General features: G+C 57.4%; 20 protein-coding genes and 5 pseudogenes. 16 read left to right on the top strand and 9 right to left on the bottom strand.

Going from position 1 to position 22,597, the window contains the following annotated elements; genetic code table 11:
- Positions 1 to 1,089 precede the first annotated feature (1,089 nt).
- From ACIU1A_RS02375 to ACIU1A_RS02355, 5 genes and pseudogenes are all read left to right on the top strand, one after another.
- Positions 1,090 to 1,725 carry a hypothetical protein gene (locus ACIU1A_RS02375; RefSeq protein ID WP_404926468.1) on the top strand — a complete coding sequence of 212 codons (636 nt, stop codon included), beginning with the start codon at positions 1,090 to 1,092 and terminating at the stop codon, positions 1,723 to 1,725.
- 141 nt (positions 1,726 to 1,866) lie between these two features.
- Positions 1,867 to 2,241, top strand: a pseudogene (locus ACIU1A_RS02370) (twin-arginine translocation signal domain-containing protein); the annotation flags it as partial.
- Positions 2,242 to 3,026: 785 nt separating this feature from the next.
- A complete protein-coding gene (locus ACIU1A_RS02365; RefSeq protein WP_404927826.1) occupies positions 3,027 to 3,287 on the top strand; it encodes a DUF982 domain-containing protein in 261 nt (86 codons plus the stop codon).
- Positions 3,173 to 3,505 (top strand): molybdopterin cofactor-binding domain-containing protein, encoded by a 333-nt coding sequence (locus tag ACIU1A_RS02360; protein WP_404927825.1) that lies wholly within the window; start codon positions 3,173 to 3,175, stop codon positions 3,503 to 3,505. Before ACIU1A_RS02365 ends, ACIU1A_RS02360 begins: the two co-directional genes overlap by 115 nt.
- 79 nt (positions 3,506 to 3,584) lie before the next feature.
- Entirely contained in the window at positions 3,585 to 4,496 is a 912-nt protein-coding gene (locus ACIU1A_RS02355; RefSeq protein ID WP_404927824.1) for an IS481 family transposase, read from the top strand.
- A 269-nt stretch (positions 4,497 to 4,765) separates the two neighbouring features.
- On the opposite strand, the gene ACIU1A_RS02350 is transcribed toward ACIU1A_RS02355, so the two are convergent.
- Positions 4,766 to 5,779 (bottom strand): IS110 family transposase, encoded by a 1,014-nt coding sequence (locus ACIU1A_RS02350; RefSeq protein WP_404927823.1) that lies wholly within the window; start codon positions 5,777 to 5,779, stop codon positions 4,766 to 4,768.
- 218 nt (positions 5,780 to 5,997) lie between these two features.
- Entirely contained in the window at positions 5,998 to 6,147 is a 150-nt protein-coding gene (locus ACIU1A_RS02345; protein ID WP_404926467.1) for a hypothetical protein, read from the bottom strand.
- 11 nt (positions 6,148 to 6,158) lie between these two features.
- On the opposite strand from ACIU1A_RS02345, the gene ACIU1A_RS02340 reads away from it, so the two are divergent.
- Positions 6,159 to 6,383 (top strand): transposase, encoded by a 225-nt coding sequence (locus ACIU1A_RS02340; protein WP_404926466.1) that lies wholly within the window; start codon positions 6,159 to 6,161, stop codon positions 6,381 to 6,383.
- Here ACIU1A_RS02340 and ACIU1A_RS02335 read toward each other — a convergent pair.
- Positions 6,337 to 6,620: pseudogene (locus tag ACIU1A_RS02335) on the bottom strand (DDE-type integrase/transposase/recombinase); the annotation flags it as partial. The gene ACIU1A_RS02340 and the pseudogene ACIU1A_RS02335 sit on opposite strands and share 47 nt — an antisense overlap.
- A gap of 478 nt (positions 6,621 to 7,098) precedes the next feature.
- Here ACIU1A_RS02335 and ACIU1A_RS02330 point away from each other — a divergent pair.
- Positions 7,099 to 8,151 (top strand): KpsF/GutQ family sugar-phosphate isomerase, encoded by a 1,053-nt coding sequence (locus tag ACIU1A_RS02330; protein ID WP_404926465.1) that lies wholly within the window; start codon positions 7,099 to 7,101, stop codon positions 8,149 to 8,151.
- A 150-nt stretch (positions 8,152 to 8,301) separates the two neighbouring features.
- Here ACIU1A_RS02330 and ACIU1A_RS02325 read toward each other — a convergent pair whose 3' ends face one another.
- Positions 8,302 to 8,955 (bottom strand): histidine phosphatase family protein, encoded by a 654-nt coding sequence (locus tag ACIU1A_RS02325; RefSeq protein ID WP_404926464.1) that lies wholly within the window; start codon positions 8,953 to 8,955, stop codon positions 8,302 to 8,304.
- Positions 8,956 to 9,671: 716 nt separating this feature from the next.
- On the opposite strand from ACIU1A_RS02325, the gene ACIU1A_RS02320 reads away from it, so the two are divergent.
- Positions 9,672 to 10,403, top strand: a complete 732-nt coding sequence (locus tag ACIU1A_RS02320) for an SDR family NAD(P)-dependent oxidoreductase (protein WP_404926463.1) — start codon at positions 9,672 to 9,674, stop codon at positions 10,401 to 10,403.
- A 464-nt stretch (positions 10,404 to 10,867) separates the two neighbouring features.
- Positions 10,868 to 11,647, top strand: a complete 780-nt coding sequence (locus tag ACIU1A_RS02315; protein ID WP_404926462.1) for a class I SAM-dependent methyltransferase — start codon at positions 10,868 to 10,870, stop codon at positions 11,645 to 11,647.
- 185 nt (positions 11,648 to 11,832) lie between these two features.
- Here ACIU1A_RS02315 and ACIU1A_RS02310 read toward each other — a convergent pair whose 3' ends face one another.
- Both ACIU1A_RS02310 and ACIU1A_RS02305 read right to left on the bottom strand, forming a co-directional pair.
- Positions 11,833 to 12,693, bottom strand: coding sequence for an IclR family transcriptional regulator (locus tag ACIU1A_RS02310; RefSeq protein ID WP_404926461.1), 861 nt, complete (start codon positions 12,691 to 12,693; stop codon positions 11,833 to 11,835).
- Between the two features lie 297 nt (positions 12,694 to 12,990).
- Entirely contained in the window at positions 12,991 to 13,476 is a 486-nt protein-coding gene (locus tag ACIU1A_RS02305) for a hypothetical protein (RefSeq protein WP_404926460.1), read from the bottom strand.
- A 1,229-nt stretch (positions 13,477 to 14,705) separates the two neighbouring features.
- Between ACIU1A_RS02305 and ACIU1A_RS02300 the strand changes: the two genes are divergently transcribed.
- Positions 14,706 to 15,395, top strand: coding sequence for a methyltransferase (locus ACIU1A_RS02300; RefSeq protein WP_404926459.1), 690 nt, complete (start codon positions 14,706 to 14,708; stop codon positions 15,393 to 15,395).
- Positions 15,396 to 15,751: 356 nt separating this feature from the next.
- Here the strand turns inward: ACIU1A_RS02300 and ACIU1A_RS02295 are convergent, their stop codons facing one another.
- Positions 15,752 to 15,991: a hypothetical protein gene (locus ACIU1A_RS02295; RefSeq protein WP_404927822.1), complete on the bottom strand. Its 240-nt coding sequence runs from the start codon at positions 15,989 to 15,991 to the stop codon at positions 15,752 to 15,754.
- On the opposite strand from ACIU1A_RS02295, the gene ACIU1A_RS02290 reads away from it, so the two are divergent.
- A complete protein-coding gene (locus ACIU1A_RS02290) occupies positions 15,950 to 16,075 on the top strand; it encodes a hypothetical protein (RefSeq protein WP_404928096.1) in 126 nt (41 codons plus the stop codon). The two genes, ACIU1A_RS02295 and ACIU1A_RS02290, sit on opposite strands and share 42 nt — an antisense overlap.
- A gap of 559 nt (positions 16,076 to 16,634) precedes the next feature.
- A pseudogene (locus ACIU1A_RS02285) lies at positions 16,635 to 16,822 on the top strand (IS630 family transposase); the annotation flags it as partial.
- A 204-nt stretch (positions 16,823 to 17,026) separates the two neighbouring features.
- Here ACIU1A_RS02285 and ACIU1A_RS02280 read toward each other — a convergent pair.
- Positions 17,027 to 17,331: pseudogene (locus tag ACIU1A_RS02280) on the bottom strand (hypothetical protein); the annotation flags it as partial.
- A gap of 525 nt (positions 17,332 to 17,856) precedes the next feature.
- Positions 17,857 to 18,161 (bottom strand): annotated as a pseudogene (locus ACIU1A_RS02275) (transposase); the annotation flags it as partial.
- A 677-nt stretch (positions 18,162 to 18,838) separates the two neighbouring features.
- Here ACIU1A_RS02275 and ACIU1A_RS02270 point away from each other — a divergent pair.
- From ACIU1A_RS02270 to ACIU1A_RS02255, 4 genes are all read left to right on the top strand, one after another.
- On the top strand, positions 18,839 to 19,966 hold the full coding sequence (locus ACIU1A_RS02270; protein WP_140497529.1) for an S-(hydroxymethyl)glutathione dehydrogenase/class III alcohol dehydrogenase: 1,128 nt from the start codon (positions 18,839 to 18,841) through the stop codon (positions 19,964 to 19,966).
- A 65-nt stretch (positions 19,967 to 20,031) separates the two neighbouring features.
- The gene (gfa, locus tag ACIU1A_RS02265; RefSeq protein ID WP_404926458.1) at positions 20,032 to 20,601 is read left to right on the top strand and encodes an S-(hydroxymethyl)glutathione synthase; all 570 of its coding nucleotides are present in this window, start codon (positions 20,032 to 20,034) and stop codon (positions 20,599 to 20,601) included.
- 79 nt (positions 20,602 to 20,680) lie between these two features.
- Positions 20,681 to 21,088: a RidA family protein gene (locus tag ACIU1A_RS02260; RefSeq protein WP_404926457.1), complete on the top strand. Its 408-nt coding sequence runs from the start codon at positions 20,681 to 20,683 to the stop codon at positions 21,086 to 21,088.
- Between the two features lie 300 nt (positions 21,089 to 21,388).
- The gene (locus tag ACIU1A_RS02255; RefSeq protein WP_404926456.1) at positions 21,389 to 22,597 is read left to right on the top strand and encodes an aromatic ring-hydroxylating dioxygenase subunit alpha; all 1,209 of its coding nucleotides are present in this window, start codon (positions 21,389 to 21,391) and stop codon (positions 22,595 to 22,597) included.

The raw sequence follows: 22,597 nt of genomic DNA, 5'->3' as shown, positions 1-22,597 counted from the left end.
GGCATAATATCCCCCGCAGCAGCTTCTCCTTCGAGCGCAGGTTTGCATGCTTGAAGGTTTCGAGGACGACCATCGCCCCCTCCGGCTGATCGGCCGAGTTGTCGTGCTCCCTCGGCCAGGAAAACAGTCGCAACCTGACCGGCAATTTGCGCAGCGCCGCGCAAATTGCATCACTGTTCCATGCCACCACTGCCATTCCTGCTGGAGGCCGTGGTCCGACGAGGAAAAAATCGCGCGCGAGCGGCCAGCACGGCATCGCGCAACGCGCCCCGTGCTTCACGCAGCCGCCTGTCGCCTATGAGTGCCGCGGTCGTCAGCACCAGCCGCTGGCGAGCCAACCGCCGGCTGGGCGATGGCGACTTCTTCAATGCCTTGGGCCTGGGTTTTCACAACAGGAGTCACCTGGCGCAGCCGGCATATTCAGCGCCACCTCCGCAGCAAGGTGACCGGCTGCAATCGCCGCGCTGCCCCAATCGCATCTTTGCAGGCGCACCATCGACATAACTTGCTTTGGCTGCAACATCCCCTCGCCTTCCGTGCGACGGTCTAGGATTCACACCCTTCAGGCCGCAGTCTGGCGCCAATCGTGAATGGTCTCCACGATCGGGTGCAAGGGGTTCAATGAAGGAGGGGGCAAGTGGCGCCCACCCGCTTTGCTTGTCAGACCCGACTGGCATGACTGCGGGGATGGAGTCATCCTGGCCGACACCATGCCTGTTCGTGGGCACAGCCCGATTGATCGCCTTGTCAAGGCTCAATGACGTTTCAGCTTACCGTCGCGATCGGGCATTAGCACGCTCTCACCACCCACATTTCTGCGCGATGCCAAGGCAAACATAGGTGGCCCACAACCCTGTCGTTGAAAGCTTTTTTCTTTTGGCACGCTTAGTGCAACATGGTCCTCAAACTTGCATGGAACTGCTGAGAGCGCGAACCCAGGCACGAACATGAGAGGCATCATTACGTCGGTCGCGCTGTCGACTTTGTCCGGCTGCCAGAGGTTGGAACAGTGGGACGCAGGCCTGATATCGTTAGGGGCCGATCCTACAAAGCGGCATTTCACGTCCTGAACCCGGTGCAGGGAGCAACATGGCGGACAGCGTGTTTTCACGTGTAAAGCCTGACGCGGCTGTCCACGGTTCCAACATTGAATTCGACCACGACTTTGGGAATGAGGAGCCGATCTGCAGCCAGAGCCAAGGCACAGTGACCGATATCTACCACGATCACTGCAACATCGACGAGATCGTCGGATCATCAGGCACGGTTGAGGACACCAACTATGATGGGAGCATCGACAGCGTTGAGGGTATGCAAGCCTGCTTAGCGACCAGCATCAGTTTGCTAATTTGCAGGAGCCTCTCACAAAAAGGCATCGTGGCGCCGGCCAGAGTTGCCACTCGCCTGAAGCCGAGGCGCGCCTCAAACCATTGTTGCTGTGTAGGTCTTTGCCGCCCCTGTGCAACTTTGGGAGACCACGCATCAATGAAGCGGATCAGCTTGCTTCTGTTGAGCGCATTCGGGGCTCGACTTGAGTCACTCAAGAAGAGAGTGGTTCGATCCGGCACTGACCCTCGGGCGGGGGGCTTGTTTGAGCCGGTGCCGGACCGAACCGTCTCAGGCAACGCCGGCTATGTCGTGGGATTTTGTGGCAATCGCGTGGCCAAATCATGGCGGGAATGTGGCGCAGATTCACCGATTCCAACACGCGCGTTGCAAACGTGACTGGACGTTTCGGAAAGCGCCTAGGGCTGCTGGGTCTGACAGGAGCTCTGCAGGTGGGATGCTACTACCTTGGCTGTGAAAATAGCCGTCCGACCAGACGTTGGATGCAGGAAGGGAAACTCACAATGTGGTTTCCGCGTGATGAAGGGGGACACACCACCGCAAGCCAGCCGGCGCGGCTCGACCGCGTCGAATTCGGCCATCTCTTTCGAAAGGGCTCACAGAGGACAGGTCTATCAGGACATGCGGATCCGAAGCAGAAGTCGTGCGCTTCAATCTCGCGGCCTTATACTAGACGCCCGAGATTTCATGATCTGGCAAGGCCGTTCCGTTGGTCAGCGATGCCGGATCGGCGAGGCGGGCCCGAGTCGGGACTATACAGATGAGGCGAGCCGGCCGGGTGTGGGGTCGGCTGACGCTGGGCGACAACCCTTGAGCGGCAGGGTTTCACGGCGCCAGTTCATCGCAGCGGCGGCTTGCGCGGGGATCGCGGTCAAGATCGGTTTTCTGGGCCAGCCCGCATCGGCTGCGCTCATTGCCGATCTGCCCGGCCGCCCGCCGGAAAAGACGGCTCCCGGCTTCTATGGCGACATGTTCCTGGTGCCGAAGGGACGCGTTCCGCGCCTGCTCGGTCAGCCGGTCGCGCTCTTGATCTACAAGGATTTTGCGCGCTTCGACGCGGCCAAGCGGCTGGTCCGTTTCGCCAAGGGCATCGTGCGCTGGGGCGCGATCGGCGGCTACGACACGCCACCGCATTACGGCGCCAGCCGCTTCGTGCGCATCAGCGGCGGGACATCGGATGCAACCGCTCCGCTCGAAGGCACCACCACCTACGGCACTTTCGACGGCGATCGGGTCGTCTGGCCGAAGCCGGATCAGAGCGGCGATGCGGTGGCCCGCGCCATGTGGGCGGCGGGCGAGATCGAGCGTGAGATCACGGCAGCCGGCGACGATGCGTTGGTCCTGAAGCGAAGCTATTTCTCGCAGTCGACCGACGCCTGCGCGATGGAAGCCGACAATGGCAATGCCTGGTTCGAGCCGGGCAATTCGACCCTGCACGCAGTCATCGCGACCCAATCGCGTATCCGACCGTGTCAGCGATTGAAAAGTCGAGTGCCTTCACCGCGAACCGCGATTTCGAGAGCATTTCCAATGTCGAGGTCGCCACCTCATAAGGCGCGGCACCAAGGATCATTCCATCTTTCCCTATTACGCTATCCTGGCAGGCCTCTATGGCGACGGGCGCCCGGTGCGTCTTGCCAACGACCGCTTCGAGCAGTTCCAGATGGGATTGAAGCGCCATGCCTCTGGATGGAGAACACACTTGTCGTGGATCGCTCCACGCACGCCTTCCGCATCATGAAAGGCAACTATCGCACGGATGCCGGAGGGCGGCGCAACTTCTCGCCCGACGTTGGCAAGGTCGGGGGCCGGCGCGGCGCAGAGCATCTATTATCTGCCGAAGAGCGATTTCTCGGTCGAGGTCCGCGCTTCGCGCGCTGTCGATGCTGGCTCGACGCGCGGGTACGGAACGCTGCAGACCATGGCCGCGACAGAGATGATGGTTGATGAGGCGGCCGAACTGCTTGGCATCGATCCCATCGAGCTTCGCCTCAAGAACGCGTTCAAGACCGGCATGAAGGGCCCGGTTCGTGACGATGTGGCCGGCGACATCGACTGCGTGAACTTGGAAGACGTGCTTAGCCAGATCGAGGCCAACGGTAGCGACAGTGCTGAGGTCGGTGGTAGTCGTGCCCATGGACGGTGCTCCTTCAGATGAGTGCTCGACAGCAGCCATCTTGGCACGCCTCTCGCGAGGATGATGCCGTTGCGGGCGCCGTCCACCCCATCAAGCGAGCCTGAGGGCGCTTTCGAAGCGCTATGGCATCAACCCTAAGACGGTCGCGAAATGGAAGAAGCGGAGTTCGACCGCCGATCTACCCACCGGCCCCAGGGAGCCGAGATCGGCGGTTCTGTCTATCGAGGAAGAGGCTGTCGTTGTGGCCTTCCGCCGGCACACGCTGCTGCCGCTCGATGATTGCCTCTACGCATTGCAGCCGACAATCCCGCATCTGACACGCTCTTCATTGCACCGCTGTCTGCAGCGCCACGGCATCGGCCGGTTGCCGGATGTCGAGGGCGACAGGCCGGCGAAGAAGAAGTTCAAGGCCTATCCGATCGGCTTCTTCCACATTGATATCGCGGAGGTCCGAACCGAACAAGGCAAGCTACACATGTTCGTCGCCATCGACCGGACCTCGAAGTTCGCCTTCGTCGAACTGCACGAGAAGGCTCCGACAGCCATTTCCAAACAGTTTCTGCTACGCCTGATCGCGGCCGTCCCCTACAGGATCCACACCGTGCTCACCGACAACGGGATCCAGTTCACCACGCCAGGCGCTGGCGGTTCGGCCGTTCCGCTGATCAAGGAAGCGATCGCAAATGGCGAGATGTTCCGGGCTCATGCCTTCGAATACGATATCGAACATCGAACCACAAAGCCAAAGCACCCCTGGACCAACGGTCAGGTCGAGAGAATGAGCCGGACCATCAAGGACGCAACCGTCAAGCGCTTTCATTACGACGATCACGACCAACTGCGTCGGCATCTTGCCGACTTCGTCGCAGCCTACAACTTCGGCCGCAGGCTCAAGACCCTCAACGGCCTCACGCCCTACGAGTTCATCTGCAAGGCATGGGCTTCCCAGCCCGAGCGCTTCACTCTCAACCCGATCCAGCAAATGCCGGGACTTCTCTATTCGGCGTGTTGAAGTCAAGCGCTTTCGAGCTCCCTCATCCAAGGGGTTTTGGTGCCTTCGCGGGGCCTCGCTTCTCTTCGGGATCGGCGCTTTGGCCCTCCCAGGATGGGATCAGTTGGAATGAAGGGAGCAATCTAAACAGCGTTCTCACCATGTTGCCATGGCCGACACGAGTCCCGGCACGCTCTTCCTCATCCTCCGTCCCGCGAAGGACATCTATCCACCCCAAGGCGGATTCCGTTATTGGTCGTTGCGTTCTGTTCTTCGATGAATCAGCTACATCACCGCTGGCGTATCTCGCTGCCGTCAATCCATATCCTGTGCATGATGACCGCCAATCTGCGTGCAAGAGCGACTGTAGCCCTTTGTCGACCACGGCGTTTGGCAACATTCATCGCCCACGCTTTCAACCACGACCACTTCTTCACGACGGTCAACAAGACTTGCGCGGCTTCATAAAGCAGCGTCCGCATCATAGCGTCGCCGCACAGTGAGACACGTCCGACGCGATGGTCTTCCCCTGATTGATGCAGCCGCGGCGTCAAACCGAGAGAAGGACCCACAGCCTTCGAATTCCTGAAGCGTGCCGGAATGTCGATCGTGGCTTTGAAAGCCAGCGCAACAACGGGACCCACCCCGGGCACGGTCATCAATCGTCTGCAAACAGGGTCACCCTTCACAATCGACAATAATTTTCCCTGCAAAACCATGAACTGTTCGCGCAGCTTCTGACGAGCTGCCAGCAGAGGTTCCATGATCTCGGCCAAGTCGGAGATGCCATCGACAAGCTCACGGATACGCTCGCCGAACTTGATTACACTCACAATGCCGACCTTAAGCCCGAAGTTGCGCAGCAGCCCCCGGATATCATTCTCGATTGCCACAGCCTTTTCCTGCAACAGTTTGCGCGCAGTCAGCAAAGCCCGGCGCTTTTGACTGGTGAGCGTCTTCACATGCACGGGTCGGAACAAGTTGACCCGCATCATCTGGGCAATGCCACGGGCGTCGTTGCGATCGCTCTTGTTTACCTGCGCCTTCAGGTAGGCCTTCGTGTGCCGGGTCTCGATGCAAACCACCGGTAGCCCGGCTTCCGCCATCCCGCTGAACAGCCACTGTGACAGCGGCCCGGCTTCAAGACCGATGCGAGTCGCTGGCATCGCAGGATCATTGAGCAACCTCACCAAATCGTCGGGATAGCTCGGGATCTTGGTCTCACGGCAAATCTTACCGGCGTCGTTCACGATACAAACCGAGGTCTCTTTGACCGAGACGTCCAGGCCAACATAATATGACATGCTGCGCTTCTCCATCTGATGCTTGTGGCTGCTCCAAAACAGACCACGTTTACCATCAGCTCGAAGCGCAGCACCTCAACGGGGAAACGAGGGGCTCGGACAGCCGAATACCCCATCTAAACATCTAGTTCGCCAGCGTTCGCAGCTGAAGAACCTGATTCGGTCAATCCTCCACGCCCATCCGATCCCGCGATGTCCGCATGGGAACCTCGTCGGGATCAGCGGGCGAAAATGGCTGACGAGGGCAAATATTCCTTGCGGATGAGCGCGCCGCCATCGAACGCCACCTCGGCTTGATTGGCCAGATCAACGAGGCGTTGACGGCGGTTGAGGCGGATATCGCGGTGCATACCCTCCAGAACCGGCAATCCGCCGTCTGATGACGTTGCCGGGCCTCGATATAACGGTGGCTGCAAGCGTTGCCGCGGCGATCGGCGACATTCGGCGCTTCGGCGATCCACAGAGGCTTGTCGCCTATCTTGGCCTCAATCCGAGCGGCAGTCCGGTGAGAGGCCGGCCTATCACTGGCGCATCACGAAGCGGCTTGCCCGGCGCGATTCTATTCGCTGATCCTTCGACCTTGAGAGAATGGCGTTCGAGGTGAACTCGGTGCTTGGATCGGACACGCCCATATCTGGCTTGCCACGCTGATCAGGGCTGTCAGCTCGCGCGCGGCGCGGGAGCCGAAGGTCGAGGTATTTCGTATCGAGGCCAGGCATTTGCGCGTCACGTCGTCGATGATGTTGAACACGCGGAACCTCGGCCCGCAGGCGAACTGGTCATGGACGAAATCCACCGACCAGCGCGCGTGCGGCTTTGCCTCAACCAGGGCACCCACGCGCTAATATCGGCGAGACCGAGCGTCAGTTTTTCTCCAGCATAACCGCCGTCGGCCAACAGACGACGCAACCTAGGGTAAAGCCGTCGAATGGGGCTTGCGCCACCCCCGCTCCTCGAGGCTGGCGTATGCAACCTCAACTGACCGACCCGTCAGTGTCAATGATATCGAGCTTGCCGCCCTCGATCGTCGTAGCCATGGAAGCCGGCAACGTCCTTGGTCTTGCCGACTGACTCTCGAGCGCCGACGCTCGGGCTCGCCTCCCGGACCAGGACCAGGGTGCAGGGAAGTTGATGGCCTTCCCCAGCATCCCGACAGCCGGGCAGCCGGCCCCTGGCCAATCCGAGTTTCGGGTTCAGGGCCCCATGTCGGCCAAAAATGAAAAAAAGCAGCAAAAAATTTTACAGCAATAACACACACCGCTGGCCCAGGGCTGATTATAGTTTCCCTGATCGACATGAATGTTCCGGGGGCTATGATCATGAGCGGCCAAAATCAGACGAATACGCCCTACTCAAAGAGAGCTGATGCAGATTGGCTGCAAATGCTTGACAGAGCGCGCGAGGTAATCCGCGCTGAGGCGCAAGCGCTCGAGGCAGTGGCTGCTCGCCTCGATGAACAGATTTGTAACTTGGCGGAGCACATACTCTCAACATCCGGTCTCGTCGTCGTTTCGGGGGTCGGCAAATCGGGTCTTGTCGGCGAAAAAATCTCGGCAACGCTCGCTTCGACGGGTACCCGCTCGATTTCGCTTGATCCGCTCGACGCTCTTCATGGCAGCCTTGGGCGCATTAGTGCAGGTGACGTATTTCTTGCACTGTCAAACTCGGGCGAAACCGAGGAGCTCAGGCAGGTCGTATCGGCTTTGAAGGCGCAGCCGGTTTTCATCGCGTTGATAACCAGTCGTGCGGACTCCTCGCTAGCGCGAGCAGCTCATAGCGTGCTCGGCATCGGCCCGGTCCAGGAGGTCTGCGCCCTGGGACTTACACCGACCACTAGCACTACAGCAATGATGGCGCTCGGCGATGCCCTAGCGCTTATCATACAGGAACGCCGCGGATTCACTGAACGCGATTTCGCACGTTTTCATCCAGGTGGAAGTCTCGGCAGAGAACTCGTGCGGGTGCGTGATCTCATGTGGCCGCTAATAACTGTTCCAGTCGTACGTCCGGGCACACAGCTCGGCGAGGTACTCGTGAGTTTATGTGGGGCGGCACGCTGCACCGAAATGGCTATTGTTCGAGGTGCCGACGAAAAGATCGTTGGGATGGTCAACTCGCGAACAATCGCAAGCTATTTAATGCGAGCGCAGCAATTGGACTTGGAAGGGAGCGTGGATTCGTACATCCAGCGGCCCCCAGACGCAATTCAGGACAATGCAAGCCTAAGTGACGCCGTCCAGGTATTTCTGCGTGATGGTGGTGACGTCTTGTTTGTCCAGGATACAGCCGGCCACTTCATCGGCCTCCTGTCCCGAAGAGATGTGGAAACGAACAGCGGATTGCGCCGCAGGTCGCGTGTCATGGATGTCTAAGAACAACCGTTCGAAAATTCGGTTTGTACGTACCTCGCGCGTGGGCAGAAACCGAGACTTTATGAGGGCTTCAACATGAAAACGCCGCGTTATAACTCGGGCCATAGGCATTTGCGCTTTTGGGGACAGGGAAGGGGTAACTTTAGCACCTCATTTTGGTCTAGCCGGTGGAAGCAGGACGTCCGGACGCTCATTCCAAGTAACCGGTCGGAGGAAGGCATCCCCCATTTCCAATTCACTGATGTTGCCGGTATCAACTCGGGCCAATTGCCTTATCGGGTAATCTCCAAATCGTCCCATCAGACGCCGTCCGATGCACTTGAGAGGCCCATGAGCGGTGACCACGAGGATGGTTCCGGTGGGTTCGCGATAGCGCCTGAGATCCAAAAGAAAGCTGTCGATCGCGTCGACATAAACATTCTGGTCCGTGTTCCAGTTCGATATAGGCCATATACTACGTCGATACCAGTCGAAGAAAACACGCGCGCCAAAACGGCGGACCACTTCAATATTGGAGAGTCCTTCCCAGTCGCCATAGTCTATCTCGCTAAGCCTCGAATCAGGGATCGGAGACCGCATTGCACCAGAAGTGGCCAAAGCGATCTCTGCATATGCGCTTGTTCGTCGCAAAGGGCTACAAAAAGCAGCGGATGGAATGCGCCTTGCACGTCGCAGTGCGATCCCAAGTCGCCGTGCCTGACGTTCCCCTTCCAAGACGAGAGGAGGATCGGTCTGGCCACCTATCCATATCGCCTTCGCGGCAGTCGAAAACGTATTTCCGTGTCTAGAGAAAATAACTTTCATAGCTGCGCAGGCTTCCGTTGGAGAACTTCTTTAACTTATCAGTTCTCACCTATTAGTCCTGTTAAAAGACCTTCATATTTGTTTTCAGATTTATGAACGGAAGAAGGGAGGAGTGTATACTGGGGGCCGGCCCCCCGCTGACGCTTTCGGAACAGGACGCGTCGGATCGACGGATGACGAAATGCAAACAGGAACACTTACGAATCAACAGTTGCAACTGATAGAAACCTTGGTCGTGCCATTGTGACACGCTTCGTCTCAGACCCGGCCCACGTAGCAGTGTCAGACCTGGCCCCCGATGAAGTCGTTGACGGAAGCAAGTGAGGTTTTATGGATGGTTCGCCTTTGGAGTATGTTTGATGGTGACCAATTCGACGGTCGTCGTCGGCGACGGTGCCGGCTAGGTGGTATTCTCGCCGAAAAACCGGTTCACCCTAATCGCCGGCTCCCTTGCCTGATGGAGAGCCACGAACATGCTTTCATGATGGCTGGCAAGCTTGCTGAGCTCTGCAGGTCATTCGGCGTAGGCCTTGTGTGCAAGTCGTCCTTCGACAAGGCAAACTTCGCTGTCCGGCAAGAATACGGCTTTCGGGTGCTGACGACATCCACACAGAACTGTGATCAAGGTTGCTATGCACAACTTGCGGTGGGTGAAGTAGACGATCAGGATTAAGGGAAGAAAGCGATCAGCGGCGTGGGTAGACAGGAAAACTTAAATGAACACAGCGGCTCTTGAAGGACGGGTAGCGATTGTAACGGGTGGACACGGTGGGATCGGCCGCGCAATCGTGGCGCGACTCCTTCGAGAGGGTGCGCGGGTTGCGGTGTTTGACCTCGCGGCGAGCAAAGAAAAGAGTCACGATTCGGTGCTTCGGATCCATTGCGACGTCACCGTGCCAGCTGACGTCGAAATGGCGCTAGCCTCAGTTCGTGAAACTCTCGGACCGGTTCAAATCCTGGTCAACAATGCCGGGCTTCTCGGCCCTGTTGCGCGTGTACTAGAAATCACGATCGAGACGTGGCGACACGTAATAGACGTGAACCTGACGAGCACATTTGTCTGTTGTAAGGCAGTCGTAAGCGACATGGTTCAAGCTGGCTATGGCCGAATCGTAAACATAGCCTCGGTTCAAGGAAAGGAGGGGATGGAGCTCGCGGGAGCATACGCCGCGTCTAAGGCAGGGGTCATCGCTCTGACCAAGACTCTTGGCAAGGAACTCGCCACAAGCGGGGTCTTGGTGAACTGTATCACACCAACGGCAGTTAACGGCGGCATGATTGATGAGATTGCGAACCAACGCCGCACTTACATTCTCGATCGCATTCCAATGAAGCGTTTCTGTTCCGTAAACGAAGTTGCGGCTATGGTCGCTTGGCTCGCAGGTGACGAGTGCTCGTTTTCCACAGCAGGTGTGTTCGACCTTTCGGGTGGAAGATCGAGCTATTGAGTTTTTGCGCCTGTCCGATCACTTCCCCTCGGGATCGAAAGAGGGTCTCTGGGGCTGATTCGGTAGCCTTGAACTAGTTTTCGCAAACCTCTCGGCCTCTTTTGCACGCAGCCACGACAGCGACGAGAAGCGCGTGACCCGCGAACGTAACGACCCGAAAAAAGAGGGAGTAGCTTAACCTCAATGACCCAATCAGAGAGGTCCCGAATTGTCAAATTTGTTCGGTCCGCGACATACGTGTTTTACAAGTCTCCTGCTTTTCCAAGTCTAACTAGCTGAAATTACCAGAAACCTTTTTTCGGACCGGCCAAACAAATTGGCACGCATTTTGAACCCTATGCAACGTGGGCTGTGGGGGGGCGCGCGCCGCCGCATTGATCTGCAAAGTGACGTCCAATCCCTGGCGAGACGATGCAGTGTCACAGCTTAAGGAGGAAGAGAAACCCGCGAGAAAGGAAAGCATCATGAAAGATCAGGTAGTAGATCATGACCTCTATACACAGTATGGCGAAGTATGGTACGACGTCTATGACGAATATGCGGAAGTACTCAATAAATCCGTCGAGAACGTGCATGCAGTCGGCTTCCTCAAGTCCTACCTCAAGGACGGAACTGCGCTCGAACTTGGCGTCGGAAATGGCCATATCGCCCTACCCCTCGCGGAGACAGGGGCATCGGTTCACGGTCTCGATAACTCGGAAAGGATGCTTGCCTCCCTGCATGCGAGGGAGGGAGGTGATTCGGTCACGACACACTTTGGCGACATGGCAATGTTCGATCTTGGAACTCAATATGATCTGGTATACTGTGTAAATAGTACATTCGCACTTATGGCAACGGCCGAACAACAATTAAGCTGCTTTGAATCAATTGTGAAGGCGCTAAGGCCAGATGGCCGAGTCGTATTGGACTTATACTATCCTTATACCGCAGACTTCTCACATTCCGGCGTATACGGAGACCAGAGAACCACCGTCATGCATACGGACGAGCGGCGGATGATTGTGCGTTTTGCCAGACATGAACGAAATCAGCAACTGTTTATTTCTCAGGACCTTTTGATCACAGCCTCTAGAAACAAACTGATACCGCTCAAGTTGCGTTATGTCTATCCAACCGAGCTCGACTTGCTTGCAAGGATCAGCGGACTTGAGCTTATCGAGCGGTATGGAGATTGGCAGAGGCGCCCTTTTGAGAATGCATCTCGGCAATACATGTCGGTGTTCCGCAAAGCCACGAACTGAAGTGACCCGGCTGGAGACGTTACGTGCGGTATGCGCTCGCTTGGATGCATATCGCACGATGGGTGAGGTGGTGCCGCTTTTTGAGACAGTTCGGCGGCCTGGCTGACGTGGATCGAGGTTCTTCTAGGCGGCCAATTGCTCCGTCATTCCCGCCGTATTATGTGCGTCTCGGACGGATCGCTTTGTCAGCGAGGGTATTGCCCGCTGCCTAAGGCGATCATCCTGAGTGAATTGCAATAATGCGGCCTGCGTCGCAGCGGCCAAAACGCCGCAAGATCGTCCGCCGCAATGGAGATCAGCCGCGATATTTCCAGAATTCTTTCACCCCCAAACCGAAGGCTTGGACCAGCGACACTCACCGTTCCGACTGGTGATCCGCCATTTGGACGTATTGCCGAGGCTATCGATATCACGCCAAGTTCGGCTTCGTCCACCGCCAAGGCCCAGCCTTGTTCTCGTGTGACTTCGAGTTCGCTTAGGATCGCCTCAATGGTCCGAACGGCATTGGGACCATGGGTGTCTGGATCCCCGAACCCATTTTTCAGTACTGCCTTGACCGCGGCTCCGGTAGTAAGAGTTGCGAGCCACGCCTTCCCCTCGGCGGTGACTTGTAACGGCACTTCTGCCGTAGTCTCCGGTTCGTACATGAGGCCAGCCTTCGCGCCTTGCGCGTAGGCAATCCAAGCAAGACCGTCCTGTTGGACGGTAGCCACACGCACGAGTTCTTGGCTGTCCTGCGCAAGGCGATTCACGATAGATTGGCAGATATCAGGGGTTTTGGTTGCAGACAGGAGCCTTTGCCCGAGAACAGCAAGTCGCAGTGTTAGACGATAGAAGCCGGTTTGAGAATCCTGCTCGAGCCAGCCAATTAGGCAAAGCACCGATAGAAATCGACAGACTGCGCTATTCGGCAAATCGAGATGCTCGACGATATCCTCGAGTCGCAGGCTTTTCGCTTCAGTCGCCAATAGCTCAATTGTATCGAAGCACCGTTCGACAAGAATGTTTGACATGTTTATGATAAAATGCGGTGTATTCGTCTGCACCGACGGTCACATTTCCTTCCGCGATGCGGATGATGCCGGCGCGACAACGACAACTTGTCAAGTGAGACGGACCGGAATGTCTTTGTCAACCTCTCGTAACCTAGCATCGTTGGACCAACCGCCCTCCCGCAATGTTGCATTCGGTCACGATGTCGGCCGCGAGGCGAAGGCCGAGAGCGGTCAACTTCACGTGGTTGCAAGAGCCCTTCTCGCCGGCGGGCTCGCGAATCTGCGCGGCAGTCAGCAACAGCGGGTCGGTTGCCGGCGTCGTAATGGTCAGTGAGACGATGCATCCGATCACCAGTTCATGTCGGAAAGCCGACCGTCGAATCCCTGACGGACCGGGCGAGGAAAGGAGTCAGCTAGGCGCTCAATATCGCCAGCGTCCTGAGCGGAGGCAGGCGGATCGGAGCCCCGGCTGTTGGCGACAACGCTGATGTTGTAGACCGGATACCCCGGTCCGCTGGCATAGGTTCCTACGCGCGCATGGCGGTAACCGAACCCCGCAAAGATCAGGTGATAAAGGAGAAGCCCCGCGTTCCAGAGCGACACATCTCCGTTCACAAACTGATTCTTCATCGGCGGCACCGTCACGAGGAAACCGCCTGGTCGAAGGCGAGCCAGGTATGGCCTTAGGAATGCGTTCGGATTCAGTTGATGCTCCAGCACGTGGCAGACCCACACCAGCGCCTGCCATCCGCGGACGCCAGGCCTGACTCCAGCGTCATCCCTCGATCGGTCCGGGAGGCCCGCCGCCCCGGTGTTCTTTGGTAAGGTGATCATGGAACAATTTCCTTGGTCCGTGACGTGTTTGCAGATGACCCGCACGTACCATGCCAATTGAGAAACCGTTTAAAGGCTGTGATATATTTGCGTATCCGAATTTGTCGGACATTGGAAAGGCGCCGAACGCGAAGCGCTTACGGGTTGGGACGATATATCTTGCTCTCGGGCAGGATTGACCGTGCTGCTGCGCAGGGACAGGATGCGTTTCGAACTGGCCTTGGCCCTTGTAATAGAGTGAAAGCTAATGAGAGCCTGGGGATGATAGTAGTTGCCGCGGAACGCTTCCTCGACAGGCAGGCCAGGGTCAAACGAGCAGAGGAGACAGGAGGGTGGCCGGTAGGGAAGAGGAGTTGGCACCAGGCGACTCCCAGTGCAAATGCATTGCACCGACCGCTCCCGCTCTAGTAGATGCCCGCCCGCCCCATTTTTGGGAAGGCTCGAATTGTGCGTCGGGTTCTCAAAACTTGAACTGGTCAAAATGTGCTCGGTCTTGGGCGGTTCCTTCGAACCAGGTTGCCGTTACCAACCCACCGACCTTGCCGGAGATGATCACCGCAACCCCGCTCGCTTCAGCGCTGTTGGGGGCGCGCTCACGAGCGACTTCGGCAGGGACACGACCCTCCATTCCGCATTGTCTGCAATATAACAAAGTCGGACATGACAGGCTCGTGCAGCTATCATTTTGATAAAGACATTTTTCACCGTGACACGGAACCCTCCTGACCCTGTGCCCAGATCGAGGTCGCCACCGCTCTGCGGCTCACAGTTACAGAATCCCGGAGTGTGGCAGTACAAATCCTGTGGCCGCTTAGATGCCCACATGATTTGGAAGTCATTCGCTAAGGCGCGCATCATCAGGATGGCTGCAGGATCCTGGCGAGATAGCAGGCCCGCGAGCGCTTCCTGCCCATCGTGCAATGGCATCAGCTCGATTTCGCGCTCACGGAACAGCTGCACGGCTTGAGACGCGTGCCCGGAACTGTTTGAAGGCCGCTGCATGGCGTCACGACACGAAAGTAATGCCGTCAGCCGCGCATATCGTCATCGAGCTTGGCTTGCGCACAAGCCGAGGGGAGGCAGGTCGCGTATCTGCCCGTGTTTAACAACCCCTGGGCGAGGGCGAATTTTTCATATCGCTGCAAGGAAAAGTACATGAACAATTCACACTGAAAATCGCCCTGGCGTTTATAGTATCCCTATGATTGCCGATGACCGGAGAATCTCGCATGAACATTAATAGGATATCCTATGTAAGAAAGCGCCTGGCAGAAAGCCAATTATCTGAATTCCCGAAGTATGCCCGTTGTCTTGGACTAGATATAGAAGTACACAAAGACGTATTCTGGGACGACAATAATAACGGCACTGGCCGTTGGGTAGCGGAGAATGTACCCCCAACGGCTGGGAAGCGCGTGCTCGAACTCGGATGCGGATGCGGCCTCATTGCCTTATTCTTGGCGAAGAGTGGCGCTTCCCACGTGCTTGCCACCGATTTAAATCCGAACGCGATCACCAACACACTGGCCAACGCTCACCGAAACGAAATTACCAACGTTACTAGCATTCAAAGCGACCTTTATAAGAGCGTTGATCAAAATTCGCGTTTTGACCACATTGTGTTCCATTCGCCATCAACCCGTGTTCCAGAGAACTTCGATTTCTCCAGCATGATCGAATACAGCAGTTTCGATCCAGGCGGGCAATTACTCAATAGGCTTCTGCAGGATTCTGGAAAATATTTAACACGAACTGGTACATTAATGTTGGCATACAATGTATCGCAAAATGAATCTGCGATCACAGACAAGTTGGATAAACTAACTCTTTCTCATAAGTTGATTGCGAGTAAGAAATTTACATCTGATAGCATGATCAATCTGCATTTGTATGAGATTTGGCCGCTTCCCGCTGAATGATGGCCGAGTATACGATTAGTGGTGGTTCGCTGATTCGAGGTCTCAAGTGATTTATAAAACGTTCTCCTGATGAAGTGCCGCCTAATGAGTGGGGATCCACATACCAGGCGCAATTGAGTGGCTGCAGTTTGCATCGCTCGCAAACTCGGAAGTCAATTTAATGCCCAACGTATTCGACAGCTCCCGGCGCGCAGGATGCCTGTGGCAGTGGTGGGTGATGGGATGTACATAGTCATTAGGATAGCAGGTGATACATCGACGGCTACGTTGGCGGCGCCTTGGTCACAGCCAGGATCGGTTATTGAGGCCCGTTCGGGATCAAATAGGGAAAATGGCCTTCTTCCACTCCGCTATGTTCACCTCGGAGCCGCTCGAGGAACTAGTAGTTTTTCACAGTGATGTTGACTGGTCGATTTGCAGCCATTGTAGGATTGGCAGGCGTTGCGGCGGATGAGGATCTCGATGCTTCGGCGAACTCCGGGTTGACGGCGAATGAGGCCATTTCGTTTTAGGGTGACAACCATCTGGTGGACCGACAGCGAACTGACCCGAAAATGGCGCTGGATATCGGCTTCGGCGGGTGGGCGTCGAAACATGTGCGAGTAGGTGTAGATGAAGGCCAAGTACTGGCCTTGCTTTTCGGTGAAGCCTTGGTCGACGGACCGGTGCGCAGCGCCTGATTTTTGACTGTTCTTTGGATTCGTCCAGGGCCCAACAAAAGGAGGCTGCGATGAACATCATCTGATGATCGATGCCACCATCTCAAAGCGCATCGCACTGCCGCCATCCTACTCAAAAAGGGGCTCTATCCCGATGTATCGGACGCAGCCGAGGCGGACTGACCACCAAGCTGCAAGTGGTGTGTGACGGCAAAGGACGCCGCGGCTACTGCATCTGAGCGAAGGGCAAGCCAATGATCACAAGACTGCTGCGGCAGCGATCGAGGATTTGCCCACCGCCAACACCCTGCTGGCCGACCTACAGTTCAGCGGCCTTCCGCCAGGCGCTCGTCGAGCGCGGTATCACGCCATGCATCCCGCCCCATGCCAAGCATCGTATTCAGCACAGCTACGATCCTGTCCTATACCGACAACGCCATAGGATTGAGAACATCTTCGCACGCGCCTCAAAGACTGGCGTCGCATCCACACGAGGTACGACAGATGTGCTCACACTTTCCTGTCGGCGATCGCCTTCGCCGCAGTCCTCATCTTCTGGATCAATGAGTCCTGACCCTAGCTCACCGATCACTACAGCTTGTCGCACGAGACGGTGCGCCGCCGGCTGGCCGAGAATGGCCTCAAACCCTGGCGCCGGGACATGTGGTGCATTCCCGAGGCAACGGCGAATACGTGGCGCGCATGGAAGACGTGCTCGATCTGTATGCCGAAGCCCTCGACCCCGAGCGCCCGGTGGTGTGCTTCGACCGCCGATCGAGATCTCGACCATGTTGAGCCAGCTGGCGTGCTTTGGCGTGTAATGAAACTCCAGGCGCTTGGCGTCGTTGATAGGTCGGTCCAGGCTGCTGAGGACGTATTTTCAGCAATAGAGGGTCCGAGGCGGTTGAAACAGCCGTCATGATGCACGAGCCAAAATGGGCCGCGCCTATCCTGAAACAGGCAACGAGTCACCCGCAGGAGGAGGCGGGCCTCGGTCGGCGGGAAGGTTTCGTAGAGGGCACCGGCCGTGTGGGTCCATAAGTTGTCCTGGACGACGCGAATGCAGGTGGGCCGTGGGAAAGTGGACATCGACGAGGTCGCGCATGCAATGGGCATAGTCTCGTGCCGTACGCTGTTTGGTGACTTTGACCTTTCGCAGAATCACTTTGAAACGGAACTAGCGTACTGACGACCGATGCTCTGGAAGGCCGCAAGGTCGGTTCACGTCGAGAAAGACAAACAGGGTTGAAGGTGCCGTTGCGGCGATACTCGTAATCGCACTATTTCGTGGAGATTGGTCTGCCGCGGCGAACAAAGTCATTGGCCGCCGGGCAAGGGACGGAACTTGGCATTGGCTACCAGGTAGCGCGCCGGACACCCTGCGAAGAGATGCTTCCGGAGCATATTTCATATTTCGCTCGGCTACGAACATAGGGGGCGATTGGAAAGCGAAACGCCGGAGCAATACGGATTGCGTGCAGCCAATGAGCCAATGAATTGGAACAGGCATGTCTGGACGACCCCAGTTGCGCAAGGGTGATTGTGGGTGACGGACCGGCCGGGCGCAGTCATATCTACGGGCGGTTTCATGTGAGGCTCGCCTCGCAGGCCAAGATGAAGTCCGTGGATCGGTTCCCAATCAATTTTGCGCGCTTTTGATGCGCTCTGACCGCAAGGGGTGTGCCGATCCCCGCACGGCCGGTTCGTCATCTCCTCTCAGCACCCATGCGCATTCGTTGGCAGCGCAGATACCGGCTACGCCGTCGGCGTCACGTAGGTCTCGTTGCGGTGCAGAGAAGCGCCTACGCGATCCGCGCTATCTTGTTAGCCAACGCGAGCGCGACGACTTTCGGGCGCTTCCTGCGAGAAGCTGCGTTGCCCAAATCTTCGCTCAATTGACGATCGTATCGCAGCACGGCTGTAGCGCCGACACAACCAGGCGGCGAAGATAGTCGTCTCCTTGTTTGCTGATGCCCATTAGCCGCTCATGCCCACCGCTCGAAGGAGCTCTCGGCGTCGTCAGGCCGAGCCAAGCGGCGCACTGTCGCCCTGAACGGAACAGTGAAGCGTCGGGGACGTCCGCAGCGATCACGCTTGCTGTGAGTGGTCGATCGTGGCGAGACGTTTGCTGGCGCGTGCCCGCGATGCCATTGCTGTACCGATCACATTGGGGGCGTTCAAACGGTGGCACAGTTAGCGTTGCAGGTCCGCGGTCGCGCCTGACCACGGAGCGGCAGAAAGAAATAGCATCATCGGTCGTGTCTACGGCTGCCAAGCTTGGAGAGTTATGGCTACTCAGACAACGACAAAACTCTGATAAGTGAATCGCTTGAATGAGCATCGGGCGCCGGCGGCGGCGTTCTGTATTTCGCTCGCAGCCGGTCGATGGTGCGATTTTCACACAAGACGCCTACGTGCAGGTAGGTCGTACAGCACACCTGGGTCGCATCAGGCTGAGCCGAGAGGTGCGGCGGAGGGCTGGCGCCCGTGATTGGTAACCCCCGCGCATTTTACCTACAGGCGATCCTCCTAGCAGCGTAACGCGAAAAAGCCCCGAGCCGCAATTGACACGCTATCCTAGTTGGAATTAGGTTCTATATAAGACGTGTGGAGTCTTTGGGCAAAAAGGTGAATTAAGCCGCCAAGCGCGAGCCCGTGCTTCCCTCAGTGATTAAGGTTGCGCGTTAGAAAGTGGTTGCGGATCGGTTTGCAGCCCAAAGTCCGGATTCGTTGCGGGCGACTGCGGGTTCCCGGAAAAGACCAGATATTTGGAGAAAACGTTGCATGAAAACCCGCGCCGCCGTTGCCGTTGCTGCCGGAAAGCCGCTTGAGATCATGGAGGTCGACCTCGACGGCCCGCGCGAGGGCGAGGTGCTGGTCGAGATCAAGGCGACCGGCATCTGCCACACCGACGAGTTCACGCTGTCGGGCGCCGATCCCGAGGGCCTGTTCCCGGCCATTCTCGGCCACGAGGGCGCCGGCGTGGTGGTCGATGTCGGCAAGGGCGTCACCTCGGTCAAAAAGGGCGACCATGTGATCCCGCTCTATACGCCCGAATGCCGCCAGTGCCCGTCGTGTTTGTCGCGCAAGACCAATCTGTGCACCGCCATCCGCGCCACGCAGGGCCAAGGCCTGATGCCGGACGGCACCTCGCGCTTCTCGATCGGGGGCGAAAAATTGTTTCACTATATGGGCTGCTCGACCTTCTCCAACTTTACGGTGCTGCCGGAGATCGCCGTGGCCAAAGTCAATCCCGACGCGCCCTTCGACAAGATCTGCTACATCGGCTGCGGGGTGACCACCGGCGTGGGCGCGGTCATCAACACCGCCAAGGTCGAGCAAGGCGCGACCGCCGTGGTCTTCGGCCTCGGCGGCATCGGGCTCAACGTCATCCAGGGCCTAAAACTTGCCGGCGCCGACATGATCATCGGTGTCGATCTCAACAACGACAGACGAGCCTGGGGCGAGCGCTTCGGCATGACGCATTTCGTCAATCCGAAGGAGATCGACGGCGACATCGTTCCCCATCTCGTCAACATGACCAAGCGCGGCGCCGACCAGATCGGCGGCGCCGACTACACGTTCGACTGCACCGGCAACACCAAGGTGATGCGCCAGGCGCTGGAGGCTTCGCATCGCGGCTGGGGCAAGTCGGTGGTCATCGGCGTGGCCGGCGCCGGCCAGGAGATCTCGACGCGGCCCTTCCAGCTGGTCACCGGGCGGACCTGGATGGGCACCGCCTTCGGCGGCGCGCGCGGCCGCACCGACGTGCCCAGGATCGTCGACTGGTACATGGACGGCAAGATCGAGATCGACCCGATGATCACCCACACGCTGAAGCTCGAGGACATCAACAAGGGTTTCGACCTCATGCACGAGGGCAAGTCGATCAGGAGTGTCGTGGTTTACTGAGGGCGGCCACACGCCGCAGGCAACGGGCCCGCGACCTCTGTGGTCAAAAATGGGAGGAGAAAAGCATGGCGGAAAAACTGCATCCGAAAATCGACAATGGTCTGCCCAGGGAGAGTGCGAGCTTTATCGGCGGCACGCTGGTCTGCGCCTGTACCAGCAATCCGGTCAAGGTGAAGGTCAAGGGCCAGATCGCCCACAACCACGCCTGCGGCTGCACCAAATGCTGGAAGCCCGAAGGGGCGGTGTTCTCGGTGGTGGCCGTAGCCGGCACCGGCGACGTCACCGTCGCCGAGAACGGCGACAAGCTGAAGGTGGTGGACCCGAGCGCGTTGATCCAGCGCCATGCCTGCACCGGCTGCGGCGTCCACATGCATGGACCCGTCGAGCGCGACCATCCGTTCAAGGGCTTGTCCTTCATCCATCCCGAGCGCTTCGAGGAGGATGGCTGGTCGCCGCCGGGCTTTACCGCCTTTGTTTCTTCGATCATCGAATCCGGTGTCGACCCGAGCCGCATGGACGGCATTCGCGGCCAACTGAAATCGATCGGCCTCGAACCTTACGACTGCCTCAACCCTGGCCTGATGGATTATATCGCCACCTGGACCGCGAAGAAGTCTGGCGCCTTGCCAAAGTAGGCTGGTAAGCCGCGACCCGGATCCCGAGCCCCAGTGTGACGCGCACGACCGTTCCCGTCGTTCTGTCGCTCGAATAACAATGTACGGTGAAACGACTGATTTGAAGGGAAGGCCATTGAAATCGACCGCAATAGAACCTGCTACTCTCCACAATCCTTCAGCTCCGTTTAGCCAAGCCATGCTCACGCCATCTGGCGCGAACTGGCTTCATGTTTCTGGACAGCTTTGTGCTGAAGGATCCTGTGAGGAACAAGCTCACTCAGTTTGGGACCAAATAGCGGCTTTGCTCAAGGAAGCGGGAATGGACATCCACAACCTTACTAAGATCAATCAATATATCGTCGCGGGTACAGACGTTTCAGCTTACACTGGCGTGCGAAATCAGTTTCTCGCAGGTCATCGCCCTGCCAACACGCTGGTCTTAGTACCAGCGCTGGCTGCACCAGGAGCGCTTGTCGAGGTAGAGGTAATAGCCGCCAAATTCTAGGCTACAATTGTCTGCGCAGATGAATGGGGCCGCGATCAGAGTCGCCTGACGTCACATGCGCGGGCGACGTCATGGCGGCTGCCTTTGATCGGCCGGTGATCAGCCAAGCGCGATCGGCGATTGCTGGCACAGCCGCCCCACGTCCAACGCAAGCCCGCGCACCATTTTCCACAAAATGCGTATCGAGTTCCAGATTGAATACCGTTCCACTGACATTGACTTCCGGCGTAGGATTTTGTACCAAATACTCACCCCCAACGTTTGCATGGCCCAGCAGAGAGAAGTTACGAGATGGAGAATATGGCTGAAAAGACGGTTACGGAGTTGGCTGCCCTTCAACGCCCTGGGCATTCACTCGACCGTGTCTTTTACGTTGACAAAGATATCTTTGAGCGGGACCTCGAGGTGATTTTCGGTCGACAGTGGCTTTTCGTTGATCATGTCTCGCGCATTCCGACACCGGGGGACTTCATAACTTTTGAGATCGGCGGTGACTCGATCGTCATTGTGCGCGGCACAAACGGCGAAATCTTTGCGCACCACAATGTCTGCCGCCATCGGGGCAGTATAGTTTGCCAGAAACCAGAGGGGAAGGTCCGGACGTTTACCTGCCCTTATCACGGCTGGGTTTACGATTTGAGTGGCCGTTTGGTGCACGCCAAGAATATGGGTGAAGGGTTTGATCGCTCGAAATGGGGGTTGCACTCATGTGCAGTGCGTGTGACTGCGGGATTGATCTTCATTTATCTTGGGAACGAGAAGGACGCCCCTGATTTTGCTGCGATGGAAGCGGATGTGCTCCCCTATCTGGAGCCGCATGGGCTAACGAGGGCAAAGATCGCTCACGCTGAAGTATACACAACACCCGGAAATTGGAAGCTGGCGGTTGAGAACTTTCGAGAGTGCTATCACTGCGTAATGGCACATCCGGAATACACAGCGGTAAATGCATATGTCAAAACGAATGATGCCGTGCCAGGCTCGTTTGAAGCGAATGTTCTTCCCGCATGGGAAGAGGCCGCGAGGGAGGAAGGATTCGTTGTGGGGTCTGTCGCGCTTGCCACTGGACTTCAGCCATATCAAGTCAGGCGGCGGCCAATCCGCGATGGGTGGCAAACCGCTTCCAAAGACGGCCAACCGGTTGCTCCACTCATGGGCAACCTGAGGAAGTTCGATGGGGCCGAAACTGCCGTGGACTTTATGCCTCAGTTCGGGCTTCATAGCACCAGTGATCACACAACCCTTATTCGTTTCACCCCGATAGATCCGACCCACACGGAGATGCGGCTCACTTGGCTGGTGCACGAAGACGCAGTCGAGGGGACGGACTATGACGTGGAGCGACTGAAGTGGATGTGGCATGTGACCACTCTGCAAGACGCAGAGCTCATCGCGAACAACCATCGAGGGGTGACTTCCCGCCATTACACTCCGGGCCTGTACTCGGTGCGCGAGGAAATGACAGCAGCGTTTGTCGCTTGGTACTTGAAAAGGCTGATCAACGAGTAA

The sequence above is a fragment of the Mesorhizobium maamorense genome (genome assembly GCF_044998965.1).
Lineage (GTDB): Bacteria > Pseudomonadota > Alphaproteobacteria > Rhizobiales > Rhizobiaceae > Mesorhizobium.
The sequence above is the reverse complement of the archived record's forward strand: the minus strand, read 5'-3'. Positions and strand labels throughout refer to the sequence as shown.